The organism is Flavobacterium degerlachei, assembly GCF_900106645.1.
GTDB classification, from domain to species: domain Bacteria; phylum Bacteroidota; class Bacteroidia; order Flavobacteriales; family Flavobacteriaceae; genus Flavobacterium; species Flavobacterium degerlachei.
Window position 1 is genome coordinate 186,383 of record NZ_FNMV01000008.1, and the last position, 11,773, is coordinate 198,155.

At 33.8% G+C, this 11,773-nt stretch carries 5 protein-coding genes; 4 read left to right on the top strand and 1 reads right to left on the bottom strand.

Features of this window, described 5'->3' with window-relative positions; all coding sequences use genetic code 11:
• The first annotated feature begins 6 nt into the window (after positions 1-6).
• Both BLV91_RS09975 and BLV91_RS09980 read left to right on the top strand, forming a co-directional pair.
• Positions 7-4,515, top strand: a complete 4,509-nt coding sequence (locus BLV91_RS09975) for a T9SS type B sorting domain-containing protein (protein ID WP_091432508.1) — start codon at positions 7-9, stop codon at positions 4,513-4,515.
• 82 nt (positions 4,516-4,597) lie between these two features.
• The gene (locus BLV91_RS09980) at positions 4,598-7,387 is read left to right on the top strand and encodes a T9SS type B sorting domain-containing protein (RefSeq protein ID WP_091432512.1); all 2,790 of its coding nucleotides are present in this window, start codon (positions 4,598-4,600) and stop codon (positions 7,385-7,387) included.
• Positions 7,388-7,481: 94 nt separating this feature from the next.
• Here the strand turns inward: BLV91_RS09980 and typA are convergent, their stop codons facing one another.
• On the bottom strand, positions 7,482-9,278 hold the full coding sequence (gene typA / locus BLV91_RS09985; protein WP_091432515.1) for a translational GTPase TypA: 1,797 nt from the start codon (positions 9,276-9,278) through the stop codon (positions 7,482-7,484).
• Between the two features lie 169 nt (positions 9,279-9,447).
• On the opposite strand from typA, the gene BLV91_RS09990 reads away from it, so the two are divergent.
• Both BLV91_RS09990 and BLV91_RS09995 read left to right on the top strand, forming a co-directional pair.
• Positions 9,448-11,160: a PAS domain-containing protein gene (locus BLV91_RS09990; protein WP_091432518.1), complete on the top strand. Its 1,713-nt coding sequence runs from the start codon at positions 9,448-9,450 to the stop codon at positions 11,158-11,160.
• A gap of 2 nt (positions 11,161-11,162) precedes the next feature.
• Positions 11,163-11,585 (top strand): response regulator, encoded by a 423-nt coding sequence (locus BLV91_RS09995; protein WP_091432521.1) that lies wholly within the window; start codon positions 11,163-11,165, stop codon positions 11,583-11,585.
• The last annotated feature ends 188 nt before the right edge of the window (positions 11,586-11,773 follow it).

The window sequence follows — 11,773 nt, forward strand, 5'->3', positions numbered from 1 at the left end:
TAGCGAATGAAACAAACTTTACTTATTTTCTTTACTTTTTTATCAATAAGCTGCTTTGCGCAGTTCAGTAAAACGCATTATATCCCGCCATTATCAGGAGCGGAATCTCAAGCTGCTCAAGAGCAGTTTTTATACATTTCAACCCCTAGTGTTACTCCAGTAAATTTCAAAATTAATCAATTAGGAGGGACAATCATTTCTGGAACAGTTTCACAAAGTACTCCTTATACATTTAATGCTGGATATGGTACTGACTCTCAACTTCATGTAAAAGAAAGTTTAATAAGTACTATTCTTACTAATAAGGGATATATTATAGAAGCAGATAATGTGATATACGTCACTGCAAGAGTTATTGCTGGAAATGCAAATCAGGCAGGAGCATTGGTGTCAAAAGGGCTGGCAGCATTAGGCACACAGTTTAGAATTGGAGCATTGATAAATACCGGCATTAGTGCAGCAGGCTCAGCTCACCTCACATTTATATCAATTTTGGCAACAGAAAATAATACACTTATAAAATTTAGCGGAATAAAAACTGGTGTTATTTTAATCAATAATAGTGGAGGTGCTAACCCTTCAAATATCATTTTAAATAGTGGGGAAAGCTATGTTTTAGCAGTAAAAGGACCAACTGATTCTAATAGAGACGGATTAATCGGGGCATTAGTAAGTTCCGATAAACCAATTGCAGTAAATTGTGGTTCCTATGCAGGAACAAATGGGGATATATCTCTAAATGTGGACCTTGGTTTTGATCAAATTGTTTCTGCCGAAAGAACTGGAAAGGAATATATACTTATAAAAAGTACGGGACAAGATTCAGTAGAAAGAGCCCTAGTTGTAGCCAACGAAAATAACACCCAAGTCTTTTTAAACGGAAGTACAACTGCCATCACGACTTTAAATGCAGGAGAATATACTGCATTAAACGGATCGGATTTTAGTGCCGCTGGCAATCTATATATAAAAACGTCACGGAATTCATTCATTTATCAAAGTGTTGGAGATAATTCTAGAATAGATCAAGCAAATCAGGAATTGTTTTTTGTCCCTCCTTTAAGTTGCGAAACACCAAAATTAATTGATAATATTCCTGATTTAAACCAAATAGGTTCAAGGACATTTACCGGCCGTGTAACAATTGTTACCGAAAGAAATGCAATTTTGACTTTTGCTATCAACGGAACACCATACTCATTATCATCTTTGCCCGCTTTTGTTGATGGGCCAAAACTAGTCACAGGAAATTCGAATTATGAAACCTATACGATAACCGGACTTTCCGGAAATGTGTCTGTTTATTCTACAGGACAATTGTACCTTGCTTCCTATGGTTCTGACGGTGCAGCAACCTATGGCGGTTTTTATTCTGGTTTTACATTCAAACCCCAAATCACTTTTGATAAAATTACCACTACACAATCTAGTTGTATTCCTAATAGTAAATTATCAGTAAGTGAAATTTCTGGATTTGATACTTTCCAATGGTATTTCAATGAAGTTGCAATTTCTGGAGCTACAACCAATAATTACTTTCCTTTAATTCCTGGCTATTATTATGTAAAAGCAACTATTGCAGCTTGCGGCACAGTACTAGAGTCTGACAAAATTCCTGTAAGCGACTGTCCTTTAGATAATGATAATGACGGAGCAAATAACAACATAGATATTGATTTAGATAATGATGGCATTATCAACTGCTCTGAATCCTTTGGAAATCTTGGAGTAAACATATCAGATCCAAATTCAGGTTCAATTTCAACAGGAAATTATTCAAATTCGTTTACCGGTACAATTTCCACTGTAAATTCACTCGCAGCTTCATCCTTTTCTTTTATTGGAAAAAATAATGGCGATTTTATTACGGAAGTCCCAAAAGGTAAAAATAACTCCATAACTTATAGCATTAATTTTGCAAAACCAATTTCTATTGCCTTGGAATACACATCAGCTGCTACTTCCACTAATTTGATGAATTCTGATGCAGAGTTTATTGCAAAATGTCCCTCTAACACCACCTTAACAGTACTAAATACAGATAATCAACTCTTGATTGACACTAATTATGACGGAATCTACGAAAGTGGCATTACACAATACTCTTCTTTTGAAATACGATTTAGATTAAATAGTACAACTCCCTTAGCGGCCGGTACAGGAACATTTAGTTTTCGTTCCTACCTTGCAAGTTCGCTTTCCATCACTCAAAAAAACTTATCTGACATAACAGTTAACAAAGCGTCTTTTTCAATTATTGCGACTTGTATTCCAAAAGACTCCGATCAAGATGGAGTTCCTGACCAATTAGATTTTGACAGTGATAATGATGGCATCCCTGATGCAATAGAGGCTCAAGGAAACACCTTCATTCCGTATACAACTGTTGATTTAAATAAGGATGGGTTAAGTGATGCCTATGGAGCTGGCATTGTTCCAGTAGATACTGATCTTGATGTCTCAATTGGTGGTGTTTCTGATTATTTAGATTTAGACAGTGATAACGACGGAATATATGATTTAGTTGAATCAGGTAGCGTAGCTATTGATCTTAATAAAGATGGCGTTATAGACGGTGCAAAAAGTACTTTTGGCACTAATGGATTATCATTTTCAATAGAAACTTCAAATGATTCTGGAATTTTAAATTATACCATAAGAGACACAGATGCTGATGGGATTAAAAACTATAGGGAAATTGACAGTGATAACGACCTTTGTAACGATGTAATTGAAGCAGGTTTCCTAGATCCTAATAATGATGGATTACTTGGTAATAATCCAATAGTAGTAAATACAACTGGTGTTGTCACCAGCGGAATGGCTTATAGTAGTCCTAATTTAAATTATATAACCGCGGCACCCATAGTAATTACAACGCAACCTAATGTTGCACCAACTTGTGAACTCGAAAATGCTAAAATAGAAATAGTGGATAATGGCGGAAATACTTATCAATGGCAAGTTTCTTCTAATGGTACATCATGGTCAAATGTAATTAATAACGCGATTTATTCTGGAGCACAGTTAAGTACTTTATCTATTACACGAGTTACAAATGCAATGAATGGATATAAATACCAAGTCCTATTAAGTAAAACAGGAAATTCGTGCGGTTTAACATCTGACGCAACTACACTTCGTATTTTAGCTTTACCAGTTATTGCTTCCCCAGTCACATTAGTACAATGTGACGATGATGGCGACGGCTTTTCTGATTTTAACTTGACTGAAAAAAATAGTTTTATTTCATCAAATTATAATAATGAAACATTTACTTATTATACAACAGAAGTAGGTGCAAACACTAAAGCTGTAGCAAATAAAATTAATAATCCGCAGGTTTACAATAGTACAAATGCAACTATCTGGATTAGAGTAGAAAATTCAAACGGATGTTTTAACGTTGCTGAATTAAATTTAGTAGTCTCCACAACTCAAATACCATCTACTTATGAACGTAGCTTTTCTGTGTGTGATGACAATCTTGATACTACAAACAATGATACAGATGGAATTTCAACATTTGATTTTAGCGGTGTAACTTCTGAAATCAAAACGCTATACCTTGGTTCAACAAATGCTTACTCTATTAGTTACTATAAAAATGAAACGGATGCTTTGGCTGAAGTCAATGAAATAACCAACACCTCTAATTATAGAAATATTGGGTACCCAAATTTGCAACAAATATGGGTTCGTGTCGAAAGTACTTTAGACAATGCATGTTATGGACTAGGTCCGCATATAACACTCACCGTTAATCCAAAACCAAGCATTAATTTAAATGAGGATCATACCGATGATAATTTAGTATGTTCTAATTTACCTACTTTTTACGTTCAACTTAACGCAGGAATAAATGACGGATCACCTACAAGCAATTACACATATATTTGGACTAAAGACAACTTAATACTTGCTGGACAAACACAACCTACACTTGATGTAAATACAATGGGAACCTATGCAGTTGAAGTGACATCTCTTGCTGGCTGCAGCCGTACCAGAACAATAAAAGTCATAGCTTCAGATATTGCTCGTATTAGTTCCATATCCATAGTAGATATTTCAGAAACAAATACAATTACCATCAACGCAACTGGCCAAGGTCACTATCAATACAGCTTAGATGCACCAACAGGACCTTTTCAAGATTCTAATTTTTTCGATAATGTATCCGCTGGTTTACACGACGTTTATATAAGAGATAAAAATGGTTGTGGAACAATCAGCCAGACCATCGCTATACTAGGACTTCCGAAGTATTTTACCCCAAACAATGACGGATATAATGATTACTGGAATGTAAAAGGAGTCAATGCTGCATTTAATTCAAATTCCATTATATTTATATATGATCGTTATGGAAAACTGATAACGCAAATAAAAACGGATAGTTCTGGATGGGATGGAAATTTCAACGGTCAGCCTTTACCTTCAGATGATTATTGGTATACCGTACAATTAGAAGACGGCAGAGAAGCTAAAGGGCATTTTAGTTTGAAGAGATAATACTCAAAATTATTTTATCATTAAATTTAACTTTTTTATGAAATTATGTTAGTAATATAAAATATTCTATCTTTATTCTATTATGAAAACAATTGCTTTTTTTGTTTTACTACTGTTTTTAATAACAACTCCCCTATTCGCTCAAAAAGAAGCTGCAATATGGTACTTTGGCTATAATGCTGGTCTAGATTTCAATTCAGGAAGCCCTATTGCATTGACCGATGGTGAGCTTAAGACAAATGAAGGTTGCGCCACAATATCAGACAAAGATGGGAAATTACTTTTTTACACTGATGGCTCTTATGTTTACAACAAAAATCATCAGATCATGGCTAACGGTACTGGCTTATTAGGAAATAATTCCAGTACACAATCAGCTATAATAGTCCCAAAGCCACGTAATCCATATGTATATTATATTTTTACCGTAGACGAACCAACGGATTTAAATACTGACGACAATCAATCAAATGACAGGGATCCTCCAAACAGTGGACTAAACTATTCTCAGGTTGACATGAGATTAAACAATGGTCTTGGTGATGTCCTTTCAACAGAAAAAAACATACATCTTGTCACTTACAATCCAAATGACAGTGAAGAACCGAAATACAAATGTTCTGAAAAAATCACGGCAGTTCAGCATGGAGATGGGATTTCTTTTTGGGTTATCACACATTTTATAGATAAGTTTTATTCTTTTAAAATAGATACTCAAGGAGTTAACAGAAACCCTGTAAGAACAACAACCGATCTTAATATTCCTATTGCCGGATATCTTGCAAATGCAATTGGGTACTTAAAAGCTTCTCCTAATGGTAAAAAAATAGCTATTGCTAATAATGCAACGAGACGAACAAATGTAGCAGGGCCAAGAAATCAAAATATAAGAAATACGGGGAATGTCTCACTTTACGATTTCAATGCTCTAACAGGAGTTGTTAGTAATGAAATTCGCCTATTAAATAACTCAAATCCTTATGGCGTGGAATTTTCATCAAAAACAAAAAAATTATATGTTACAGATAATCATTTTGACTCAACTGGAGAAACAATTACTGAAAGCGACTTAATCCAGTTTGATTTAAAGAGTTCTAATATACCATCTTCAAAAACTATAATACAAACTTCAGCTAGTTTTATATCAGGCGCTTTACAATTAGCAATTGATGAAAAGATATACCGTGCCGGATATTTTACATCAGGTTCAACACGTAGTAAGTTATCAGTAATAAGCAATCCCGAATTAGATGGAACAAACTGTAATTACATGCAAAATGCTATTGATTTAAAATCAGCTAGCGCACAACAAGGCTTACCTCCATTCATAACCTCGCTATTTCTATACTCATTCCAATATGAATTCAATTGTTTAGGAGATTCAACACATTTTTACATAAATACAGTGGAACAAATTGACTCTGTAATTTGGGATTTTGGTGATGGAACAACTTCTACCGAATTAGATGCATACCATATTTATCAAAATATTGGTGATTACACAGTTACTTTAACTAAAATAGTAAATGGAGAAACTAGAGACCCAATTGAAAAGTTGGTTACCATTTATGAAACGCCTATTATTTCTACAACACCCCACAAGCTAATACAATGTGATACGCAGGATACAAACCCTACGGACGGACTTTCTATATTTAATTTAGAACTAGCAAATGATGCAATTTGCTTAGGAAATAAAGAATATGAAGTGTTCTATTACCACAATGTAGGCGAGGCCGAAAATGATTTGAATAATACTGAATCAATTGCACCCATTTATAGAAATCAACAAGCTGACGAAATTATATATGCAAAAGTAACTCAACCAAACTCTAGTTGTTATAACATGGGATCCATAATTCTACATGCCAATGAAAATATTTCCTTACTACCTGATCCAATGCACGCATGTGATTTAGGCGAAGGATTAGCTTTATTTGACTTAGAACAGCAAAAGAACAAAATAAAAACCGAATTAAATTTGCCTTCAGATGTACGCTTATTCTTTTATTCTAATGAAGGAGATGCGGCTTTGGGCCAAAATGAACTTGAAAACCAATATACTTCAGCATCAAAAACGATATTTATTAGAGCAGAAAATGATGAAGGCTGTTATGGTACGGGTCAGTTTAACTTAATTGTAGAACCTAGCCCTAAAATCGAAAAATTTGAAGAAAGAATAATATGTGAAGGATCAAACCTCTCTATTATCTTGGATTCAGGCATCAAATTACCTGCACTCACTACTGATTACACATATCTATGGTCAACAACTCAGACTACTCCTTCAATAGAAGTAACTGAAGAAGGAGAATATACCGTTGTCGTAACAAACAAATCTGGTTGTAGCGAAACTAGAACTTGCAACGTAACTTTATCTTACCTTGCAAAAATACAAAACGTAGTCGTACACGATCTAGTACCTGCAAATTACGTCAGCATTGATGTAACTAATCCAGATGATTATAACTATATGATTCAGTTTGAGAACGGAACTACAACTGTATTTCAAAATTCTTCCCTTTTTATAAATGTTCCAGGTGGTTTCCACGAATTTATAATAGAAAACAAAGATGGCTGTGGCTTAGTAAGAAGAAGTTTTGCAGTACTTGAAGCAGCAGCATTCTTTACGCCAAATGGTGATGGAGTAAATGACTATTGGAATTTAAAAGGATTAAACAAGACTATTTATAAAAATGCTAAATTATATATTTTCGATAGATATGGAAAATTACTTAAACAATTAAATCCAGCTGGGATTGGCTGGGATGGAAATTATAATGGACATCCACTACCCTCTGATGATTATTGGTTTACCATCCAGCTTGAAGATGATAGAAAAGCAAAAGGTCATTTTAGTTTAAAAAGATAGTATTAAAAGTAAAAATAGATAGCAATCAATATTAAAAAATAAAGACATAAAAAAAGCCATTCTTTCGAATGGCTTTTTTACTATATAAATAGAATTAGATTTTAAATCTTTTTCTATCAGTTTCTGTCAAATAAATTTTTCTCAAACGAATAGATTTTGGAGTAACCTCTACATATTCATCTTTTTGAATGTACTCTAATGCTTCCTCTAATGAGAAAATGATTGGAGGAATAATCCTCGCTTTATCATCATTTCCAGAAGAACGTACGTTAGATTGCTTTTTCTCTTTAGTTACGTTTACACACATATCATCAGCACGAGAGTTTTCTCCAATTACTTGACCTTCGTAGATTTCAGTACTTGGTTCAACGAAGAATTTACCACGATCTTGTAATTTATCGATAGAATAAGGAATTGCTTTTCCTTTTTCCATAGAAATTAATGATCCTTTGTTACGTCCAGCAATTTCTCCTTTGTAAGGCTCATATCCTATAAAACGGTGCGCCATAATAGCCTCACCAGCTGTAGCAGTAAGCAATTGATTACGCAATCCAATGATTCCACGAGATGGAATGTTGAATTTTACAATCATACGCTCTCCTTTAGTTTCCATAGAAAGCATTTCACCTTTACGCATAGTAACGAATTCAACAGCTCTACCTGAAAGAGTTTCTGGTAAATCAATTGTTAATTCTTCAATAGGCTCACATTTTTTACCATCAATTTCTTTGATAATAACTTGTGGTTGACCGATTTGTAACTCATACCCTTCTCTTCTCATTGTTTCAATAAGAACAGATAAGTGAAGTACACCACGACCAAAAACCATAAACTTATCAGCAGAATCAGTTTCACCTAATTTCATCGCTAAGTTTTTCTCTAACTCTTTTGTCAAACGATCTCTAATATGACGAGAAGTTACAAATTTACCCTCTTTACCAAAGAAAGGAGAGTCATTAATTGTAAACAACATACTCATAGTAGGCTCATCGATAGCAATAGAAGCTAATGCTTCTGGATTTTCAAAGTCAGCGATAGTATCACCAATTTCAAATCCTTCTACACCAACAATTGCGCAAATATCTCCAGCAATTACTTCAAGTACTTTTTTACGTCCAAGACCTTCAAAAGTATGTAATTCTTTAATACGTGATTTTGTTACAGTACCATCTCTTTTTACTAATGAGATTGCCATTCCTTCTTTCAAAATTCCTCTTTCAAGACGACCAATAGCGATACGACCTGTAAAAGCTGAAAAGTCTAATGAAGTAATCAACATTTGAGGAGTTCCTTCTGATACTTTAGGAGCTGGTACATTTTCGATAACCATATCTAATAATGCTTCAACATTATCAGTTACGTTTTCCCAATGGTCAGACATCCAGTTATTTTTAGCAGAACCATAAACAGCTGGGAAATCCAATTGTTCTTCAGTAGCTCCTAATTCAAACATAAGGTCAAAAACTTTTTCATGAACTTCTTCAGGAGTACAGTTTTCCTTATCAACTTTATTTATAACAACGCATGGTTTTAAACCAAGGTCTAAAGCTTTTTGTAATACAAAACGCGTTTGTGGCATAGGCCCTTCAAATGCATCCACAAGTAAACAAACTCCATCAGCCATATTTAATACACGCTCTACCTCTCCACCAAAATCGGCGTGACCAGGAGTGTCAATAATGTTGATTTTTGTTCCTTTATACTGAACAGAAACATTCTTGGAAGTAATGGTAATACCTCTTTCGCGCTCTAAATCGTTGTTATCAAGGATTAGATCACCTGTGTTTTCGTTGTCACGAAATAACTGACAGTGATACATAATTTTATCAACCAAAGTTGTTTTACCGTGATCGACGTGGGCAATAATTGCAATGTTTCTAATAGATTCCATCTGTGATTTTTAATGGGTGCAAAGGTACACTTTATTTTGATATAAAAAAGATTTCTGTAATAGTTTACATATTGTTAATGTATTAGATAGCTAAATTACCCTAAATACACCTACAAAATAAGTTTCAAAGACTGCTTTATAATTAACAATATTTAATTACATTTGAGTAATGAAAAACAAACCAAATCAAATAACCATTATATACATGCTTATAGCATTGTTTACGGCTATTGTTTTTCATAAAATTTCCTTACAACAGTCTTCAATAACAAATTATCCTCTTTACAGTTTTTTAAAAGACGTTGCCTTAGTTCTTTTTACTGGAATTGTATATCGCTTTATTTTATCCAAAAATGAAAATCAAAACAAGGCAGTTCTTGAAAAGTTGCTAAAGACTAATAACGAAATAAAAGAATCCAATGAAAAATATGACATTGTTGCCAAAGCTACCAGTGACACTATATGGGATTGGAAAATACAAGAAGACAAGCTCTACTGGAATAAAGGAATAAAAGGTATTTTCGGCTATAATGAAGAGGAAGTTGGAGATAGCTCAAAATGGTGGTTTGACAACATCCATCCAGAAGACAGTATTAAAATGTCTATCAAGCTATACTCTTTCATTGAGCAAAAAACTGAAAATTGGCAAGATGAATATCGTTTTAAATGCGCTGACAACTCTTACAAGTATGTCCTTGACAGGGGGTTTCTTTTAAAAGACGAGGATGGAAAAGCTATTAGAATGATAGGGGCAATTCAGGACATAACAAAGCAAAAAGAAGAAGAATTACGTCTTAAATTATTAGAAACCGTAATTGTACAAACTAAAGACTCCATAATCATTACTGAAGCTGACTTCAACGAAAACAGACTTCCGAAAATTGTATATGTAAACCCCGCTTTTTCAGTGATGACAGGCTATGAATCCTATGAAATTATTGGAAAATCACCTGACATTCTTAAAGGACCAAATTCAGATATCAATGGAGTCAAAAAAATAGTTGACGCCATAAAAAACAAAGAAGAAAGTCTGATAGAAATGATTAGCTATAAAAAAAACAAAGAAGAGTTTTGGCTAAGGTTCTCAATGATTCCAATTTACAATTCAGATAACGAGCTATCCCATTGGGTCTCCATACAAAGAGACGTTTCTGACGAGAAAAAGCAAGAAAAGGAAAAAGAACAACTTATCAGAGAATTAACGAAAAACAATAAAGATCTAAAAGAGTTTTCTTACATCACATCACACAACCTTAGAGCTCCAATATCTAATCTGACCGGTCTTCTTAATCTTATCGAAGACATCACTATTGAAGATCCTGAGTTAAAAGAAATTCTTTTCGGCTTTAATAAATCGACCCATTTATTAAATGACACCGTCAATGACCTAACAAAAGTCATGATAATCAAAGACAATCCTTCAATCCAGAAAGAAGCTCTTTTACTTAAAGAAGTTTTTGAAAATGTTTTCAGTCAGCTTTCATTTCAAATAGAAGCATACAAACCAATCTTAAAAATTGATTTCGAAAACGTCACTGTCTTAAACGTAAATAAGACTTATATTGAAAGCATACTATTAAACCTTTTGACAAACTCTATAAAATACAGATCCGAAAGCAGAACTTTAAAAATAACAGTTACAGCTAGTCAACTTAACGATTCCATAACACTCGTATTTAAAGACAACGGGATTGGTATCGACTTAGAAAGAAATCGAGATAAAGTTTTCGGGCTGTATCAAAGATTCCACGACTACCCTGACAGCAAAGGACTGGGCCTATATCTCGTGAAATCACAGGTAGAAGCAATGGGCGGAAACATAAGTATTGACAGCGAAGTCAACAAAGGGACCACATTCACTTTAATATTCAAAAACAAATAAAAATGTTAGACCTAATTTTATGCGTCGATGACGACCCTATAACACTCATGCTATGCAAAAAAGTAATCGGGAAGACTTTGTTTTCAAATGAAATAATAACGGCGCAAAACGGAGAAAAAGCGCTTAACTACTTTGACGCAATCAAAAACTCAGACATAGATAAAAGTGACAATAAACTACCTCAGTTAATTTTTTTAGACCTAAATATGCCAGTAATGGGTGGCTGGGAATTTTTAGAACGTTTTAGTAGTTCAGAATATTCTGATTTTAGCGAAATAAAAGTAGTTATCCTTTCTTCAACAATAGACCCGGAAGACTTAGAAAAAGCTAAAAAATACCCGATGGTCATTGACTTTTTATCAAAACCCATAACGCTATCAATGCTGGATTATTTAACTGTTAAAATGCAGCCCAAAGTGGTTTAATCTATAAAGGGGGAAATAGTTTTTTTTTTTTTTAAAAGACCATAACGGATCAAGTCTAAATGTTGTGGGGAAATATATAAATAACGACTTTTGCATTTATAAAATATATCTCAATGCAAGATTCCTACAGCGAACTGATCAAGTTATTATTGCCAGAAATTATTGTTGAATATTTCGAACTTACTTCC

What these genes read in the sequence shown, in the direction of transcription:
- BLV91_RS09975 (WP_091432508.1), top strand. Translation starts at nt 7, where the DNA reads ATGAAACAAACTTTACTTATTTTCTTTACTTTTTTATCAATAAGCTGC.
- BLV91_RS09980 (WP_091432512.1), top strand. Translation starts at nt 4,598, where the DNA reads ATGAAAACAATTGCTTTTTTTGTTTTACTACTGTTTTTAATAACAACT.
- typA (WP_091432515.1), bottom strand. Translation starts at nt 9,278, where the DNA reads ATGGAATCTATTAGAAACATTGCAATTATTGCCCACGTCGATCACGGT.
- BLV91_RS09990 (WP_091432518.1), top strand. Translation starts at nt 9,448, where the DNA reads ATGAAAAACAAACCAAATCAAATAACCATTATATACATGCTTATAGCA.
- BLV91_RS09995 (WP_091432521.1), top strand. Translation starts at nt 11,163, where the DNA reads ATGTTAGACCTAATTTTATGCGTCGATGACGACCCTATAACACTCATG.